The sequence below is a fragment of the Streptomyces sp. G7(2002) genome (assembly GCF_028870195.1).
Lineage (GTDB): Bacteria > Actinomycetota > Actinomycetes > Streptomycetales > Streptomycetaceae > Streptomyces > Streptomyces nigrescens.
In genome coordinates, this window is the sequence record NZ_CP102609.1 from 3,213,446 (window position 1) to 3,230,612 (window position 17,167).

The window sequence follows — 17,167 nt, forward strand, 5'->3', positions numbered from 1 at the left end:
CCCGGGCGCTGCCCGGTGGGCGCCACGGCACGGCTCCGCCTCCCGGCCGGGCGCGCGCCACCGCGGGGGCCGCCCGCTCCCTCCCTCTCACCTCGGTGCGGGCCGAGGGCGATCCCAATACGGAGTAAAGTCAACCGACACACCACTCCGCCCACCGTCTCCTGCGAGCGCTTCACGCTCCCCCGGCGCCGGACCGGCGCCGCCCCGAGGGCGGCACCCCTGGGAGGGGCTCCCACCACACACACGAGGCACTCTTCGGTGAACCACCCGCCGGTCGTCGAATGGACCGAGGGCGACCAGCCCCGCTCCGCCCGTTGGCGCTCCGAGAACGGCGCCCCGCCGCCGCGCCGTATCGTCATCGCGGACGACCGGACCAAGGCCGACGACGCCTACAAGCTCGCCTGCGAGGGCACCGCGCTGCTGTGGCGCGGCGACTTCCACAACGCCCGTCAGCTGCTGACGGCGATGGCCCGCCGTATCGACCGCCGCCCCCGCAAGACGCCGCCCGCCGATGTCACCCAGGCGTTCCATGTGCACCGGGCCGCGCAGAATCACCGTGCCCGCATCCTGGGCATGCTGCTGGTCCCGCTCGACGCGACCCTCGCCGTCCCGCTGCACCGCGCCCCCGACGTCCGCGAGGCCTGCACCCGGGCATACGGCCCCGGCGAGGCCGTCCGCGGCGAGGCGTCCGCCGCCGCGGAAGGCCCGGACCCGACCACCGCCCTCGTCTCGCTGCGCGAGCTCCTCGCCCTGATCGGCGCCAACGAATGGCGCAAGAAGGGCGTCGAGATCCCGGCGCTCGGCGGCGACCGGATCCATCCGCACTACGGCGTCTTCTCCCCGGCCCGCGGCGAATATGTCGACCTGGTGGCCGAGGCGCCGCTGCCCTCCGAGGAGCTGGCGTTCGACATCGGCACCGGCACCGGTGTCCTGGCCTCGGTGCTCGCCCGGCGCGGCGTGCGCAGGGTCGTGGCCACCGACCAGGATCCGCGGGCGCTGGCCTGTGCCCGCGAGAACACCGAACGACTGGGCGTCGCCGGGCAGGTGGAGGTCATCGAGGCCGATCTGTTCCCGGCCGGCCGCGCCCCGCTGGTCGTCTGCAACCCCCCATGGGTGCCCGCGAAACCGACCTCCCCCGTGGAGCACGCGGTGTACGACCCGGGCAACCGCATGCTGTACGGCTTCCTGAACGGCCTCGCCGGCCATCTGACGCCGGACGGCGAGGGCTGGCTGATCCTCTCCGACCTGGCGGAACACCTCGGACTGCGTCCGCACGCCGCACTCCTCGACGCCTTCGCCGCGGCCGGCCTCACGGTCCTGGGCAGGCTCGACATCACCCCGCGCCATCCGCGCGCCCGTGACACCTCGGACCCGCTCCACGTGGCCCGCGCGGCCGAGGTCACGTCCTTGTGGCGCCTGGGCCTCGCCGACCGGACTGCGCCCGGCCCCCGTTGAGCGCCGCCCGAGCGGTCATCTGAGCTGCGGCCGCGCCTCCAGGTCAATACGCCCAGGGAGTGTCTCCCCTAGGGCCGCAGCCCCGCGCAGGCATTCCGTACGTAACGGCGCCAGTCCCCCGCGTCGTTACGGATCACTGCCGCCAGCCCGCACACGATCATCACCACATCGCCGACCTCGGCATCCGCGCGCACCGTGCCCTCCTCCTTGGCGCGGGCGAGCAGCTGACCGGCGACCGTCTCGGCCCCGGCCCGCCCCTCGCCGGTCGGTTCGGTGGAACCGAACGCCGCCTCGATCGAGGCGGACAGTCCGCGTTCGGCGCTGAGCACCTCACCGATGTGCGCCAGATAGGCGGCCAGCCCGTCGGCGGCCGCCGCGCTCGGCAGACAGCGGTCGCGCCCGAACTCCACGATCTCCGCCTGGCGTTGCTCCCCCACGGCGGCGATCAGCGCCGCCCGGCTGGGGAAGTGCCGGTAGACAGTACCGATCCCCACCCCCGCCGCCCGGGCGACCTCGGGCATCTGCGCCTCGTCGCCACGCGTACGGAACAGCTCCCGCGCGGCGTCCAGCACACGGGTGCGGTTGCGCTCGGCGTCGGCACGCGGCCTGCGCGGGGGCGTGGAGGAGGAGGTCGAAGAGGGTGCCACGCAGCCGATGCTACTGCTACGCTCGTGAAACGGAATCGGATTCCGATTCCGAATCGTGCTCACACCGGCCGCCCAGGTGGCCCCCGAGGGCCCGGCGGACATCCGACGGGCCGGGAGAGGATCCGCGATCACCATGCCCAAGGAGCGCTTTCTCGTACTACAGCCCGGCGAACGGCGGCCGGGGCGCGTCCCGCTGCCGCCCGGATGCGACGTCAAGGCCCGCACCACCGACACCGGGGGCCGGCTCGCCATCCTGGAGAACCAGCTCGACGTCGACATCCCTCCGCACATCCACCACCACGCCGATGAGTTCGTCTATGTCCTCGAAGGCGCGATGGAGGTCGATTTCGACGGCACCACCCACCGCCTCACCCCCGGTATGTGCGCCCTGCTGCCGCACGGCACACCGCATGCCCTGCGCAATGCCTCCCAGCCGCCCGCCCGGTGTCTGCAGATCTCGTCGCCGGGCGGCTGGGAGGAGTTCATCGAGGACCTGTGTGACGCCGGACCGGTCGTCATGAAGGACGGCCACCCCGACCTCGACCGCCTCAACGGGATCGGCGCGAAGTACGGCATGGAGTACCAGGGCTGACCTACGGGGACCGCGCGCGAGGCGTGCGGCCGGAGCGCGGCCGCTGGCGACGCCGCCGAGGCAGCCGTCGAGGCCTCGGGCCACCGACCGGGGGGGCGCATCCGGCCGCCGGCGCCGCCGATCGGGCACGATGGACGCACCATGGATCCCCGGCACCTCTTCTCCCGCGCCCGCCGGCTCGCCGACTCCGCGACTCCCGCCCGGCGCCGGCTGCTCGGCATCACCGGCCCGCCCGGCGCCGGCAAGTCCACTCTCGCCGCCCACCTCGTGGCGGAGCTGGCCGGGCGGGCGGCGCTCGTCCCGATGGACGGCTTCCATCTCGCCGAGGCGGAGTTGCGCCGCCTGGGCCGTACGGACCGCAAGGGCGCGCCGGACACCTTCGATCCGGCCGGATACGCGGCGCTGCTGGCGCGCCTGCGCGAGCCGGAGCCGGACAGCGCCGTCTACGCCCCGGCGTTCGACCGCCGTATCGAGGAGCCGGTGGCCGGCAGCATCCCCGTGGCACCCCACATCCCGCTCATCGTGACCGAGGGCAATTACCTCCTCCTGGACTCCGCGCCCTGGTCCCGGGTCCGCGCACTGCTCGACGAGGTCTGGTACGTGGACCTGGACACCCCGGAGCGGATCCGGCGGCTGGTCGACCGCCATGAACACTTCGGGCGCCCGCGCGCCGACGCCGAGCGGTTCGTCCACGCCTCGGACGAGGCCAACGCCCGTGTCGTGGCGGCCACTCGCGACCGCGCCGACCTCGTCGTCACCTTCACCCCCGAAGAGGCCCCGCCGCCCGGGGGTGCCTGACCTCCCGCCGCCCGCCCGCGAGCAGCCCGGCCACCGACAGCGCGCCCCACCCGACGGACACCACCACCGCCGCCAGCTTCCGGTCGCGGCCGGGCAGCGTCGCACCGAGCAGGACGGCGTCCCCGAAGTCGGCCGCGATCCGCACATACGCGGCGGTGCGCAGCGCCGGGCCGTCCGGAGCCATCGCCATGGCCAGCCCGCTCACCGCATCCCGCCAGGCCAGCGGGCGCAGCGAGGTGCGCGTGGCCCGCCCGGTCCGCCCCTCCTCATCGACCAGCCCCGAGGGCCGTGCCAGCAGATCGGGCACCGCGGCCACCGCCGCACCGTAGACCGCCGTGGCGACCCCGACCGCACGCAACAGACCGACCTTCATCCGCCGTCCACCTTCCTCACCCATTCGCATTCGCCACTCGCCCACCGGTCACACGAGCCTCAGCACACCCGTCCGTCTCCTCAACTCCATTCCGCGGCAGCCCCCTTCCCAAACGACATCACCGGTGTCATCATGACATCATGAGTGTCATCGAGGGGGATGCCGGCGAGCACGCCGGCGGAGACAGCGCCGGGGAACCGACGGCCACCGAAGATCTGTTGTACGACGTCATCCGACGCCTGTGGCCACTGCACCGCACGGTCGTGCGCGCGGTGGAACGCGAGCTGGCCGACACGGGCATGACCGCCGGCGAACACGCACTGCTGGACGCCCTGCACACCGAAGGCCCCCGCACCGTCCCGCAGTTGGCGCGCACGATGGGGCTCGACCGCCAGCCGGTGCAGCGCTGGGTGAACCACGCCGCGGAGCTGGGCCTGGTCGTGACGGCCCCGAATCCCGCACACCGCCGCTCCTCCCTGATCCGGCTCACCACCGAAGGCACGGCGGCGATACGCGGGATCCAGCGGTTCGAGTCGACGGAGCTGCGGCAGCGACTGGCCGACCTGCCCGCCGAGGACGTCCGCACCGCGCTGCACGTCCTCGACCGACTCGGCGAGGAATTCCGGCACCTGGCGAACGGCTCGCGCGTTCAACGGGAGGAAACCGACAGTCAGGGCAGTCGGGACAGTCGTGGCAGTGAAGGCAGTAACGGGAGCAACGGCAACCCTGAAGGCCACGACAGCAGACCCACAGCCCCTCTCATGCACAAAGGACGGTCAGGAGCATGACGCAGAGAATCACCGCCTGGTCCGAGATCGACAACGGCCTCGTGCCGGTCGACGAGGGCGAGCTGTTCTACGAGACGGCCGGCTCGGGCCCTGCGGTGGTGCTGCTGCACGGCGGCATGCTCGACCAGCACATGTGGGACGAGCAATTCACCTGGCTGGTCAACTCAGGCCTGCGCGCGATCCGTTACGACTCCCGCGGCCACGGCCTGTCCTCCACCGTGACCGGGGACTACGCCAACCACGACGATCTGTGTGCCCTGCTCGACGCGCTCGATGTTCCCAGCGCGGTCCTCGTCGGCCTTTCCCACGGCGCGCGGGTCGCGCTCGACACCGCCCTCGCCCACCCGGACCGGGTGACGGCCCTCGCGCTCGCCTCGCCCGGCATCAGCGGCCGGGCCTTCACCGACCCCTTCATCCTGGCGCACATCAAGGAGCAGGTCGCGGCGATCGGCGCACCGGACGGCGCGGAGCGGTATGTCGAGCACTTCCTGCGGATGTGGGTGGACGGGCCCCATCGCGAGCCGTCCGCGGTGCACCCGGGATTCCGCGAACGGATGCGCGCCTCGGCCGCGGCCAATGTGGAGGTCCATGCCGACGGTATGGGTGCCGGTATGCCGCTGGAGGTCGGCGCCGCCGGCCGCCTCGGCGAGGTCCGGGTGCCGACGGTCGTGTTCGACGGCGATCTCGACAGCGGAGACATCTCCGCCAACGCCCATGCGATAGCCCTGACGGTTCCGGGCGCCCGAAGAGTCCGGATACCGGGTGCGGCCCATATGGTCAATCTGGAGAACACCCCGCTCTTCGACCACGAACTGCACGCCTTCCTCTCCTCCCTGGACTACTGACCCGCCCCTGGACCACTGCCCCACCGCGGGCCGCTCTCCCTCCGGACCGCGGAAACCCCCGCACAGCGAGCGCCGTCCGGGCAGCGGCTAGAGTGGCCGGGCCGTGGTGTTCGGGAATCCGGTGACGGACCCTTGTGGTCCCAGCCCGGAGCGGCCCTCGCCACTGTGATCGGGGAGTTTCCACCCCTTCCGCAGGCGCCTGGCGCGCCTGCGGCGCCACTGACCGCAGCCCGCGGCCGGGAAGGCGGGGGCGGACGCGGCCACCCTTCCCCAAGCTCAACAGGAGCAGGGTGATACCCCTAAGCCAGGAGACCGGCCACGGCATCTCACGAACTGATCCACGAGGTGCTGGAGCGTGACCGCCGGATGGCCCTGCCCACCGATACCCCGAACACCCCTGCCCCGGCCGCGTTCCGCTGGCGCCGGCAGGACACCCTCCGCACCGCGGGCCTGATGGCAGTCATAGCCGGGCTGCATGTCGTCGCCTTCGGCGTGCTTTTCCTGCTCGTGGTCCCGCACCACTACTCCGTCGGCAGCCAGGTGTTCGGCGTCGGGCTCGGCGTCACCGCGTACACCCTCGGTATGCGGCACGCCTTCGACGCCGACCACATCGCCGCGATCGACAACACCACCCGCAAGCTGATGGCCGACGGCAAGCGCCCGGTCTCGGTGGGCTTCTGGTTCGCCCTCGGCCACTCCAGTGTGGTCGTGGCGATGGCGGCCCTCGTGGCCGGCGGCGCCCAGCTCGCCGGCACACTGCTCGACGACGAGTCCCGTACACACCAGATCCTGGGCACCATCGGCACCACGGTCTCGGGAACGTTCCTCTACCTCATCGCCGCCCTCAACCTCGTCGCGCTGGCCGGGATCTGGCGGGTCTTCCGCGGGATGCGCGAGGGCCGCTACGACGAGGCCGAGCTGGAGCAGCGCCTGGATGCGCGCGGTTTCATGAACCGCTTCCTGGGGCGGTTCACCCGCTCCATCTCCCGCCCCGGCCAGATGTTCCCGCTCGGCTTCCTCTTCGGGCTCGGCTTCGACACCGCGACGGAGGTGACCCTGATGGTGATGGCGGGCAGCGGCGCCGCGGCGGGCCTGCCCTGGTACGCGATCCTGTGCCTGCCGCTGCTGTTCGCCGCCGGAATGAGCCTGTTCGACACCCTCGACGGCACCTTCATGAACTTCGCCTACCAGTGGGCGTTCTCCAACCCGGTGCGCAAGGTCTACTACAACCTCACCATCACCGGTCTGTCGATCGCCGTCGCCTTCTTCATCGGCACCATCGAGCTGGTGACCGTGCTGCACGACAAGCTCGGCCTCAACGATGCGCTGACCGGCTGGATTTCCGGCCTCGACCTCGACAACGTCGGCTTCATCATCGTCGGCCTGTTCGTGGTGGTGTGGGCCGCGGCGCTGGCGTACTGGCGGCTGGCCGGCGTCGAGAAGCGCTGGGCGGCGCGGGCCGGGCGAGCGGAGCCGGCGGAGCAGACCACGCCCGGTACCTGAGGAAGCCCGGCCGCCCGGGGCCCCTCAGGTGGCCGAGCCGGCGGCGGCGCCCGTCTCCCGGTCCGGGCCCCAGCGCTCCAGCGCCGCCCCCAGATCGAGGGGCAGCAGCCGGTCCGGCAGGTCCGGGCCCGGCCAGTCCTCCCGCGGCACCCGCCACATCACCTCGAACTCGTTGCCGTCCGGGTCCTTGGCGTACAGCGACTTGGCGACGAGGTGATCGCTGGAGCCCACCAGGGCGCCTCGCTCAGTGAGCCGCGTCCGGGCCGCGACGAGTTCGCCGAGCGTGCCGACCTCCCAGGCCAGGTGGTAGAGCCCGACCCGCCCGGCCTCGGGCCCCGGCGCGTCCGGTGCCACCGCGAACAGCCCCAGATCATGATCGTTGTGTGAGCCGGGAGCGCTGAGAAACGCGGCCCGCCCCGGTATCTCGACATCCACCGTCAGCCCGAGGGCCTCGGTGTAGAACGCCACCGACCGCGGCACATCGCGGACGTTGAGCACCGCGTGGTTCAGACGTCGTACGGACATGAAGCCTGTTCTCCGATCTCCCGGCCGCGACACCACCGTGGCGCCGCCCCCTGCTTCTGCTCTACTACCTCGCACACCCGGCCGCCGCCCAGGGCCGGCCGGTATCCGACCGGCCGACGTCCGGACCGTGGCGCACTTCCGGTGCATTCACGGCGAGGCCCCCGGGACTCACCCCAGGCGTCACTTCCGGACCAGCAGCACCCCGGCGGCCATCACCACACCCAGCACCAGCGCGACCACGCCATGGACCGGGCGAGCTGCGCGCAGAGCGGGCAGGAAGCGGTCGATGGCGCAACGGCCGGGCCCGGTCAGCGTCAGGGCCGCCGCACCGACGGTCAGCAGCAGCTCGTACTCCACCCCCTTGGGCGCGAAGAAGCCGCCGCCCCACTTCACGGCAAGGGCGTTGATCATCGTGCCGACGACCGCCGCACCGGCCAGCGGCGTGAGCAGCCCGGCCGCCAGCCCGAGCCCGCCGAGCGTCTCGGTGAGGCCGGCGACGACGGCCATCGTCCTGCCCGCCGGATAGCCGCTCATCGTGAAGAACTGCCCGGTCCCGTCCAGCCCCGGTCCGCCGAACCAGCCGAACAGCTTCTGTGCGCCGTGGGCCGCCATGGTCAGTCCGAGCGCGAGGCGCAGCAGGAGGAGCCCTGCGTCGTAGCCGTACAGAGAGGGGGCGGCGCGGATGGGGGTGGCGATGCGGGAGGACGCAAGGGTGCCGAGGGGGGACGTCATCAGGAGCGCTCTTTCGCATGTCGGGGGGGGCGGCCCCACGAGGCCGCGGACAATTACTTGAAACTTCAAGTCACCCTCCGACGATACACAGCACCCCCACGGCGAACAACAGGGCATGCGGGGCATGTGGCGGCCGTGCGGCGGGTCCGAGGCCATCACCTCGGACCCGCCGCATGTCATCCCTGCTCAGGGCGCGAGGGGCGGGTCCGGCGGGACTGCCGCCGGCTGCTTCCCGAGGAACGCGGCGATCGCCTGCCCGAAGTGCGACCGCGCCACCGCCGGCCGGGGATTGACGGCGGTGGCCTGCCGCTGGGGTCCCAGCACGGCGCCGACCGCCAGCTTGGCGGCGTGGATCGCCGCCGGCGGCTGCGCGGCGACCGCAGCGGTGAGCCGGCCGGTGCGGTCGGTGAGCTGCGCCTCGGGCACCTGGTGGTCGGCCAGTCCGAGCTCCACCGCCGTGCGGGCGTCGACCAACCGGCCGGTGTAGAGCAACTCCCGTGCCACGGACGGTCCGGTCAGGGCGACCATGCGTGCGGCGAACGCGGGACTGGCGAGGATGCCGAGCCGGGCGATCGGCATCCCGATCCGGGCGGAGTCCGCCATCAGCCGCAGGTCGCAGGCGAGGGCGAGCTGGCATCCCGCACCGGCGGCGACCCCGCGGATCTCGGCGACCACCGGGACGGGGCAGTCCTCGATCGCGGAGAACGCCTCTTCCATGTGCGCGAAGGACTCCTCGACGTATGCGGAGTCCGCATCCACCCAGTCGGTCATGTCGGAGCCGGCGCAGAAGGTGTCGCCGTGCCCCCGGATCACCAGTACGCGCAGCGACCGGCAGGCCCCGAGCTCCCTGACCTGGCGGGCCAGCCGCGCCCAGGCCTCGCCGGGGAGGGCGTTGCGCCGGCTGCCGTCACCGATCCGGATCTCGGCGGCCGCGCCGGACCGGAACGTCGCGATGGTGACGTCGGGGGCGGGTACGGCGGTCACTTCGCGGCCTTTCGCGCGCGCAGCTCGGCCAGCTGCCGCGGGTCGACCCCCATGGCGGTCAGCACGGGTGCGGTGTGCTCCCCGTGCCGGGGCGGCGGGGTGCGCACGGTCGCCGGGTGGCCGGACAGCTTGATGGGCGAGGCAATGGTGCGCAGGGTGCCGGCGCCGGTGTGCTGGAGTTCGGTGACCATGCCGCGCGCGACGACCTGGGGGTGCCGCAGCGCCTCGTCGACGGTGTTGATCGGCCCGACCGGTATCTCCGCCTCGGTCAGGAGCACGGCCCACTCCTTGGCGCCGCGGGCACTCAGCGCGCGCTCGATCAGCGGGAGCAGCTCCGCACGGTGGCGGACCCGGTCGGGGTTGGTCGCGAACCGTGGGTCGTCGACGAGCCCGGCGAGCCCGATCGCGGTGGCGAAGCGGCGCCACAGCCCGTCGTTTCCGGCGGCGACCATGAGGTGACCGTCGGCGGTGGGGAACGCCTGGTAGGGCACGATCGCCGGATGGGCCGACCCGTAACGCTGCGGGACGCTCCCGGAGGCGAAGTACCCGCCGGCGACATAACTCAGCCAGGCCACCTGGCCGTCCAGCAGCGAGACATCGACCCACTCGCCGGTGCCGGTGTGCTCGCGGTTGCGGAGGGCGGCGAGGATGCCGATGGCGGCCCACATTCCGGCGGCCAGATCGGCCGGGGAGACCCCGAAGCGCACCGGCGGCCCGGTGGGTTCGCCCGTCACACTCATGACGCCGCTGACCGCCTGCGCGATCGCGTCGTAGCCCGGCTCGTTCCGGTACGGCCCGGTCTGCCCGTACCCGCTGATCGAGGCGTACACCACGGCGGGGTTGTGGTCGCGGACCTCCTGGTAGCCCAGCCCGAGACGGGCCGCCGTACCGGGCCGGAAGTTCTCCACGATCACATCGGCGGTGGTGGCCAGCTCCTGTATCAGGCGCAGGCAGTCGGGGTCCTTGAGGTCGACCGCGATACCGCGCTTGTTGCGGTTGACGCTGTGGAAGTAGGCCGCGTCCTCGCCCTGGAAGGGGGGACCCCAGGCGCGGGTGTCATCGCCGGAGACGGTGTCCTCGACCTTGATCACATCAGCGCCCAGGTCGGCCAGCACCATGGTGCAGAACGGCCCGGACAGGATGCGGGACAGATCGAGGACCTTCAGACCGGTGAGGGCACCGTCGTGAACGAGCCAGGGCCGGGGGTGTGGTGTGGTGCGCATTGCGGTGTCACGCCTCTGTTCCAGTGGGTTTCGCCGGGCGGCCGGACGTCAGGCGCCCAGTTCGAGCAGGAGCTCCATGCAGATGGCGGTGGCGTCGAGGAAGTAGTCGACGCGGAGGTTCTCGTTGGGCGCGTGGTTGGCCTGGTCGGCGTTGGCCAGCGGCAGGCCGATGCTGGGCACACCGAGGATCCCGGTGAAAACCCAGTCGGGAAGCGTGCCGCCATAGGCGGGGATCAGCAGCGGATCACGCCCGGTCACCCGGGAGATGGCCCGCGCCACCCTGGGCGTATGGGGGTTGTCGATCGAGGTACGGGACGCCGGTACGCCACCGACCATGGTGACCGTCACCTCGGGGGCATGGGCCCGCAGATGTGCGGCCACCCGCTCGAAGACGGTCTGCGGGTCCTGACCCGCCGTCAGCCGGATGTCGACGCCCGCCTCCGCGGTGTCGGGAATGATGGTCCGGTCCACGTCCCCCGTGGTGATCCCGTTGATCGTGAGCGTGGGACGGTCGGCCAGCCGCTCATAGAAGGACAGCCCGTTGAACGCGGGGTCCATCTCGGTGAGTCCGATGTCCCCGAGGACTTCCTGCAGGTCGAGCGGGAGGGCGGCGAACGCGGCGCGGTCGGCGTCGGACAGCGGTTCCCGGCCGTCGTCGAAGCCCTCGACGAGGACCCGGCCGCTGGGGTCCTTGAGACTGGCCAGCGCCTGGACCAGCTGCCAGGCCGGGTTGGGCGCGACATTGCCGAAGTTGCCGGAATGCAGCGGGCGGCTCGGACCGGTTGCCGTGAGCCGGAGATGGAGCATGCCGCGGACCCCGTGCGAGACACACCATTCACCGGACTCATGGACCGAACGGTCGCTCCAGACCACGAGATCGCAGTCGAACAGCTCCCGGTGCGCGCGCAGGGTGTCCGCCAGTGTGGGGCTGCCGATCTCCTCCTCACCGTCGAGCAGCACCGTGACCGTGCAGGGGAGCGCGCCGATGTGCTCGTCGAACAGGCGCAGCGCCTGTAGGTGCGCATAGTGCTGCCCCTTGTTGTCGCCGGTGCCGCGCCCCCAGATCCGCCCGTCCCGCAGGACGGGGGTGAAGGGTTCGGAGTTCCACCTCTCGCGGGGCCCGGTCGGCTGGACGTCGTAGTGGCCGTAGAGCAGGACGTGTGGCGCTCCCGCCGGCCCCGCGCGGTGGCCGACCACCAGCGGCCGGCCCTTGCCGACGAGCACCGACGGGGTCAGACCGGCCCGCTTGACCTCTTCGACGGCGACATCGGTCGCGGCGGGAAACCCCTCGCCGGTCGCGCTCACACTGGGATGGCTGACGTACTCCATCAGTCCGGCGATGAGTTCGTCCTGGCACCCCTGCACCAGCTCGCGCGGCGTGGCGGGGAGTTGGGCGCGGATCGTGGCAGCGTCCGTCATCGTTGACCTCGTTCTTTCCTGGGTACTGTCGGGCGTGACGCCCGCCAGGTGGGGGTTCATCGGGCGGTGCGGAGTGCGGCCGCTGCGTCAGCGCAGGGCGAGGAAACGGCGGGCGGCCAGCAGAGAGGCGATGCTCAGGGCGCCGGCCACCATGATGTAGAAGCTGGGCGAGAGGTGGCTGCCGGTGGCGGCGATCATCCAGGTGATGATCACGGGCGCGAAGCCGCCGAAGGACATCACGCCGATGTTGTAGCTGAGGGACAGACCGGTGCCTCGGGTCGCCGTCGGGAAGGCCTCGGACATCAAGGCGGGCAGCGCACCGAAGTAGCAGGCCTTCAAGACGCCGAGAAGGAACATCACCACGCCCATGACCAGCAGCGACGGGCTGCCCGACAGCAGCAGGAACAGCGGGTAGATGCTGAGGACCATGGCGGTCCCGGCAATGAGCATGACCTTGATGCGGCCGACCCGGTCCGAGAGATGACCGATCAGAGGCGTGAGGGTCGTCAGTGCCACGCCGGACACCGCCGCCCCGATGAAGCCGGCGGAGGACGGCAGACCGAGGACCTCGTGTGCGTAGGTCGGCATGTAGACGATCACGTAGGTCACCGCGGTGGACATCACCAGTGCGCCGACCATGAGGAGCACCGGCAGCTTCTGGCTCCGCAGCACTTGCCGGACGGGGGTCGTGGCGACGTCTCCCGCTTCGGTGGTTTCGACGAATGCGCTGGTCTCCGGGACATGCCGGCGGATCAGATAGCCCACCGGGCCGATCAGCAGGCCGACGAAGAACGGGATGCGCCAGCCCCAGGAATCCAACTGCGCTCCGGAGAGGCTCAGACTCAGTACGGTGCCGAATGTCGCGGCCATCAATGTCGCCAGGCCCTGCGAGGCGAACTGCCAACTCGCCATGAATCCCCGCCGGTCGGCGGACTGTTCGGCCAGAAATGCCGTCGCACTGCCGAACTCGCCACCCGCGGAGAACCCTTGCAGCAGACGGGCCACCAGAATCAGTACCGGTGCGGCAATGCCGATGGATTCATAGGTGGGCATCACGGCGATCAGCAAAGTGCCGATCATCATGAGCCGAATGGTGAGCAGCAGCGCTGCTTTCCGTCCGGTGCGGTCCGCGTACGTTCCCAGGACCAGCGCGCCCAATGGCCTGACCAGATACGAGACCCCGAAGGTGCCGAAGGCGAGCATCAGGGAAACCGTCGGATCGTCGGAGGGAAAGAATGCCTTGGAGATCGAAACCGCGAAGAATCCGTACGAGGTCAGGTCGTACCACTCAAGTGTGTTCCCGGCCGTGGCCGCGAGCACGGCATTCCGTGCTCGGCTCTTTCTGACGGGCTTCTCGGCATTCATCTGACCTGTCTCTCTAGCGGTCGTCATGAGTGTTACTCCCTCGGGTCGAGCAGGCGAACTGTCGCGCAGGGTGGCACCACCGATGGGCGAGTCCGAAGCGGAAGAGACGGGCTCCGTGAACTCGTTGAGCGATGACGCTAGAGGCACCGGATCGTTCGCACAATCGCAACTTCTAGAACACCTGATTGCCCAAAAAGCAACGACCGGTTGAACGCCCTCACACGGCGGGAAGGTCCGCCCACCGCGTGATCGCGCCGGGCTCGACACGGGTACCGTGCCGGGCGGCCAGGGCCGTGACGATGGCGTTTCCACGGCCGTGTTCAGCCGGGTGCCGGCCGTCGGCAGGCCGGGGCACGGGCACGGCGGGACCCGCGTCGGTGACCTCGATACGCAGCGCACGAGGCTCTTCGGCCGTCGTCCGCGACATCTGCAGCACGGCCGGAGGAAGGGCATGAGTGACCGCGTTGGTGACCAGTTCCGAGATCACCAGTACCGCGTCCTCGATGGTGGTGGCAGGCAGATTCCAGCTGGTCAGTACGGTGTGGGCGCGTCGGCGCACCAGGCCTACGGCCTCCGGAATGTGCGGCAGCGGAAAGAGAAATTCCGCGTCCCGCCGCGGCATCGCACACGAGCCGGAGGATGCACTACTGGGGGCTGTCGCATTCATCGTCTTTCCCCTGCCTCGGCTGCCTGCGGGGAGGATGCACACCTGAGCGGCTAAGGGGGCTCCGGGCCGACCGCTGATCGATGAGTTCGCCGTGCGAGAGGCGCTGTTCCGTCTTACGGTCCGCCCGGCCGGGTGAGCCCGCAGGGCATATGACGAAGGTAGGCACGGCCCGACCATTCACGCAATCGCAATTTATAGAACAAATCGTTGCCCGGAAGACAATGCCGCCATACGCTGAAGGCATGCTGAACAGTCCGGCTCTTGAGTACTTCCTCGAAGTTGTCCGCACCGGCTCGGTCAACGAGGCGTCCAGGCGACTGCTGGTCGCAGGCTCGGCCATCAGCCGGCAGATCGGGAAACTTGAGCAGGAAATCGGTGTGGCGCTGTTCGAGCGCCGCCCGCGGGGAATGGTGCCGAGTGAGGCAGGCACCCTCCTGGCCGCTTATGCGCGCCGCGCCGCACTGGAAACCGATCAGGTGGTCGCGGAAATCCGCGGCCGCGGCCGGCTGGGGACCATTGTCCGGGTGGCGAGTTCACAGGGTGCCGCACAGGAATTCCTCCCGGCCACCATGGCCTCCTTCCGCAAGGACCATCCGGGCACCACCTTCCAACTCCCCGTGGTCACCCCTTCCTTGGCCACACAAATGGTCCAGGACGGCTCGGTCGACCTGGCCGTCACCTTCAGCCTCGCGCCCGCTCCCGACGTCCGCGTCATACACGCCCAGCGGGCCCCGATCCAGGCCCTGGTCCGATCCGACCACCCCCTCGCCCAGCGCGATGAGATCCACCTGCACGACCTCCTCCCCTATCCGGTCGCACTCACCGAGGAAGGCACGACGAACCGGCGCCTCTTCGACCTCTGCTGCTCGATCGAGGGCATCGCCTTCGAACCCCTGCTGGTCAGCTCCAGCTCCAGCGCCCTGTCGGCCTTCGTCAAAGAGGCCAACGCCGTCTCCCTGACCGGCCACATCAGCGTCCATGAACGCCTACGCGTCGAAGGCCTGAAATCCATCACCATCCTCAACCCGGAAATGCACCTCCGCACCATCCAGATCCAGGCCATGGCCGGCCGCCGGCTCCCCGCGGTGGTGAACGAGTTCGCCGACCACCTCATCCATCAACTCGGCGAAACGGAGGTGTGACGACAGCGACCGAGCCGCGCATGCCTCTCCTCCACCACCAGCCCCTCACTCCCTCATTGCCGCCGCGCCCCGCGCCCCGCGCCCCGCACCGAGAGGCTTCATCGCACGCCAAAACGGTCCAACTCCCTCCACTTGAGGGCAATTCGAAACCCTCCCGCGGGCTCTCCGTTACGGGACCGGCAAGGAGTGAGCACAAAAGGTTCTTAGCCTCCTTCTCCTGACAAACGCGCAGACTCTCGGTCCGCATATCCGGCGGAGGCAGTCCGCGTTGTCACCGGCACCTTCCGTTTGACGCAAAGAGCCTTGGAGCCATGCATGTTGATGCAGTTACCGTCTCGCCGTAACAGCTTCCGCTCAGCCGCGACCGCCGCGGTGGCCGCCCTCGCGGCGCTTGCCCCCGCCGCCGGAGCCGTTGCCGCCAACGGAGCGCCGCACACTGCGGCGTCCGGCACCAGACCCGCGGCCCACCCCGACGGGGGCGGCCAGTATGTCCGTACGGTGAAGCTCGCCGACGGCGTCTCCATCGGAAAGATCTACAAACTCGGTGAGCACCACTTCCGCATGGAAGGCTTCACCAACGGCTCCTCGTTCGGCTCCATCGAGGCCGGCCCGGCCAGGCCCTACGCCGCGGGCAACCTCAACGGGATGATCACCGCACTGGACAACAACGGCAACGTCGTCTCCTGGATCCAGCGAACCTCGCAGGGCGGCGGGCCGCACACGGAGAAGCTCGCCGACGGCGAAACGGTCGCCAAGGTGAGCCGACTCGGCCCCCAGCGCCACAAGGCCACCTTGTCACTCGGCGGGCACGTGCTCGGCTCCGTGGAAGCCCCCGCCGGCGACGCGCCGTACGGGGTCACCCGGATCGGCGGACTGTGGGTCGTGCTGGACATCGACGGCGGTATCGCCTCCTACGTGGGGCCGGCCGATCCCGACCGGTGCACCGTCACCAGCACCATCAACTCCCTCCTCCCCACCAAGGGCATGACGGTGGAGCTCACCAACCGTCCCGTCCCGGCCTCCGGACCCAACGGCCCGCAGGCAATCCTCAAGGACAAGAACGGAACGGTCGTCACCAGCATCAACTTCAACCACCCGGAAAACACCGAGTGGGGACTGAAAATGACCGACACCCGCACCGGTCACCCCAAGCTCCTCGACCGCCGCCCCAAGGGCACTTCCGCCCCGCGGGTCACGCCTTTCCCCGCCCTTCCCAAGGGCTGCCCGACCGGGGCATAGCCAATCAGGCGCTTTTGACGGCTCACATCCCGCTGAACCATTCACACCGGAAGCGCGAGATCAACGAGCTGATACACATGGTCAGCATCTTCCGCCCACTTGATGAGGGTGTCGCGGTCGATCAAAAGGATGCCGTGTCTGGCCCCCCACTCGGCGGCGTCCCGCGTAAAGGACCCGTTGGTGACGACCATGGATTCGCCGGCTTCATAGACCGCGCCGGCAGTTCCGTTGATCTGATAGAGCACCCGAGAGTCGACCTTGCGGCCGCGGGTGGTGTGCTTGCACTGCACGGCAATCGCCTGACCAGCGGCGTTGACGGCCAGCACATCGACCGCCTGGTCACCTCGGCCACCGATGACCTCGGCCTTGAGGCCGTCCCGTTCCATCAGCCTCCGGACAGTCATCTCGAACTCGGCCGGAGACGCACTGTCGATTTCCTTGATGGACGGACTGTACTTTCCTTTCCTTGCGGCCCGACTGGACTCGAGCTCAGCAAGCCACTCCGCTCCCCTCCTCTCCTTTTCGCGGAGCATCTGCACATTCATCTTCCGGTTCTCTTCCTCAAGCCTCTGAATCTCTTCCCTGTGACGCCTTATCTGGCGCCGATAGGAGGCCTGAGTGAAGAGCTCGACGGGGAACGCCAGCATGAGGCCCAGAGCCAGCGAAGCGGATACATCCTGAATGCGCATGAATCCGTTCCCCGGATCCGCGGAGGCTATTGGCAGCCCACCGGCCCAGTTGTTCACCACCGGCAGGCCGAGAGACCCCACGACAACCAGGGCTATTTTCCAGCCCATGGCCTTGCGGTACGCAAATTCCGGCCGACGCCCCATGTTCCGTTCCCCCACCTTTGTGTCCCGCTACCATCTG

Annotated in this window: 18 protein-coding genes and 1 riboswitch; of the genes, 8 read left to right on the forward strand and 10 right to left on the reverse strand. The window is 70.1% G+C overall.

Translation table 11 applies throughout. From position 1 onward, the window contains the following. Window positions 1-258 precede the first annotated feature (258 nt). A complete protein-coding gene (locus NUT86_RS13215) occupies window positions 259-1,455 on the forward strand; it encodes a class I SAM-dependent methyltransferase (RefSeq protein ID WP_266446729.1) in 1,197 nt (398 codons plus the stop codon). 68 nt (window positions 1,456-1,523) lie between these two features. Here the strand turns inward: NUT86_RS13215 and NUT86_RS13220 are convergent, their stop codons facing one another. Beyond that, window positions 1,524-2,102, reverse strand: a complete 579-nt coding sequence (locus NUT86_RS13220) for a TetR/AcrR family transcriptional regulator (RefSeq protein ID WP_018087996.1) — start codon at window positions 2,100-2,102, stop codon at window positions 1,524-1,526. Between the two features lie 133 nt (window positions 2,103-2,235). Between NUT86_RS13220 and NUT86_RS13225 the strand changes: the two genes are divergently transcribed. Continuing rightward, window positions 2,236-2,694 carry a cupin domain-containing protein gene (locus tag NUT86_RS13225; protein WP_167540562.1) on the forward strand — a complete coding sequence of 153 codons (459 nt, stop codon included), beginning with the start codon at window positions 2,236-2,238 and terminating at the stop codon, window positions 2,692-2,694. Window positions 2,695-2,835: 141 nt separating this feature from the next. Then, entirely contained in the window at window positions 2,836-3,492 is a 657-nt protein-coding gene (locus tag NUT86_RS13230; RefSeq protein WP_109896114.1) for a nucleoside/nucleotide kinase family protein, read from the forward strand. On the opposite strand, the gene NUT86_RS13235 is transcribed toward NUT86_RS13230, so the two are convergent. Next, window positions 3,455-3,865 (reverse strand): hypothetical protein, encoded by a 411-nt coding sequence (locus NUT86_RS13235; RefSeq protein ID WP_274735331.1) that lies wholly within the window; start codon window positions 3,863-3,865, stop codon window positions 3,455-3,457. The two genes, NUT86_RS13230 and NUT86_RS13235, sit on opposite strands and share 38 nt — an antisense overlap. 140 nt (window positions 3,866-4,005) lie before the next feature. Between NUT86_RS13235 and NUT86_RS13240 the strand changes: the two genes are divergently transcribed. The 3 genes from NUT86_RS13240 (at window position 4,006) to NUT86_RS13250 (ending at window position 7,001) form a co-directional block, all read left to right on the forward strand. Next, window positions 4,006-4,653 carry a MarR family winged helix-turn-helix transcriptional regulator gene (locus NUT86_RS13240; RefSeq protein WP_274735333.1) on the forward strand — a complete coding sequence of 216 codons (648 nt, stop codon included), beginning with the start codon at window positions 4,006-4,008 and terminating at the stop codon, window positions 4,651-4,653. Beyond that, window positions 4,650-5,498, forward strand: coding sequence for an alpha/beta fold hydrolase (locus NUT86_RS13245; protein WP_093644387.1), 849 nt, complete (start codon window positions 4,650-4,652; stop codon window positions 5,496-5,498). The genes NUT86_RS13240 and NUT86_RS13245 overlap by 4 nt, the downstream gene beginning before the upstream one ends. 87 nt (window positions 5,499-5,585) lie before the next feature. After that, a riboswitch (cobalamin riboswitch) is annotated at window positions 5,586-5,833 on the forward strand. A gap of 31 nt (window positions 5,834-5,864) precedes the next feature. Further along, entirely contained in the window at window positions 5,865-7,001 is a 1,137-nt protein-coding gene (locus NUT86_RS13250) for a HoxN/HupN/NixA family nickel/cobalt transporter (protein ID WP_159489457.1), read from the forward strand. A 24-nt stretch (window positions 7,002-7,025) separates the two neighbouring features. On the opposite strand, the gene NUT86_RS13255 is transcribed toward NUT86_RS13250, so the two are convergent. From NUT86_RS13255 to NUT86_RS13285, 7 genes are all read right to left on the reverse strand, one after another. Beyond that, entirely contained in the window at window positions 7,026-7,526 is a 501-nt protein-coding gene (locus tag NUT86_RS13255; protein ID WP_018088003.1) for a VOC family protein, read from the reverse strand. Window positions 7,527-7,706: 180 nt separating this feature from the next. Beyond that, entirely contained in the window at window positions 7,707-8,258 is a 552-nt protein-coding gene (locus NUT86_RS13260; RefSeq protein WP_274735336.1) for a DoxX family protein, read from the reverse strand. 186 nt (window positions 8,259-8,444) lie between these two features. Next, on the reverse strand, window positions 8,445-9,242 hold the full coding sequence (locus NUT86_RS13265) for an enoyl-CoA hydratase/isomerase family protein (RefSeq protein WP_266446713.1): 798 nt from the start codon (window positions 9,240-9,242) through the stop codon (window positions 8,445-8,447). Then, the gene (locus tag NUT86_RS13270; protein ID WP_274735338.1) at window positions 9,239-10,465 is read right to left on the reverse strand and encodes a CaiB/BaiF CoA transferase family protein; all 1,227 of its coding nucleotides are present in this window, start codon (window positions 10,463-10,465) and stop codon (window positions 9,239-9,241) included. Before NUT86_RS13270 ends, NUT86_RS13265 begins: the two co-directional genes overlap by 4 nt. Window positions 10,466-10,513: 48 nt before the next feature. Continuing rightward, window positions 10,514-11,884, reverse strand: coding sequence for a M20/M25/M40 family metallo-hydrolase (locus NUT86_RS13275; RefSeq protein ID WP_159488389.1), 1,371 nt, complete (start codon window positions 11,882-11,884; stop codon window positions 10,514-10,516). An 87-nt stretch (window positions 11,885-11,971) separates the two neighbouring features. After that, window positions 11,972-13,276: an MFS transporter gene (locus NUT86_RS13280; RefSeq protein ID WP_274735340.1), complete on the reverse strand. Its 1,305-nt coding sequence runs from the start codon at window positions 13,274-13,276 to the stop codon at window positions 11,972-11,974. Window positions 13,277-13,466: 190 nt separating this feature from the next. Beyond that, window positions 13,467-13,916: an ATP-binding protein gene (locus NUT86_RS13285; protein WP_338149784.1), complete on the reverse strand. Its 450-nt coding sequence runs from the start codon at window positions 13,914-13,916 to the stop codon at window positions 13,467-13,469. 242 nt (window positions 13,917-14,158) lie between these two features. Here NUT86_RS13285 and NUT86_RS13290 point away from each other — a divergent pair, with 242 nt between their 5' ends. After that, a complete protein-coding gene (locus tag NUT86_RS13290) occupies window positions 14,159-15,058 on the forward strand; it encodes a LysR family transcriptional regulator (protein WP_266446705.1) in 900 nt (299 codons plus the stop codon). Window positions 15,059-15,373: 315 nt separating this feature from the next. Then, window positions 15,374-16,297 carry a hypothetical protein gene (locus NUT86_RS13295; RefSeq protein WP_274735343.1) on the forward strand — a complete coding sequence of 308 codons (924 nt, stop codon included), beginning with the start codon at window positions 15,374-15,376 and terminating at the stop codon, window positions 16,295-16,297. Window positions 16,298-16,338: 41 nt separating this feature from the next. On the opposite strand, the gene NUT86_RS13300 is transcribed toward NUT86_RS13295, so the two are convergent. Further along, window positions 16,339-17,094 (reverse strand): restriction endonuclease, encoded by a 756-nt coding sequence (locus NUT86_RS13300; RefSeq protein ID WP_274735345.1) that lies wholly within the window; start codon window positions 17,092-17,094, stop codon window positions 16,339-16,341. Window positions 17,095-17,167: the final 73 nt, after the last annotated feature.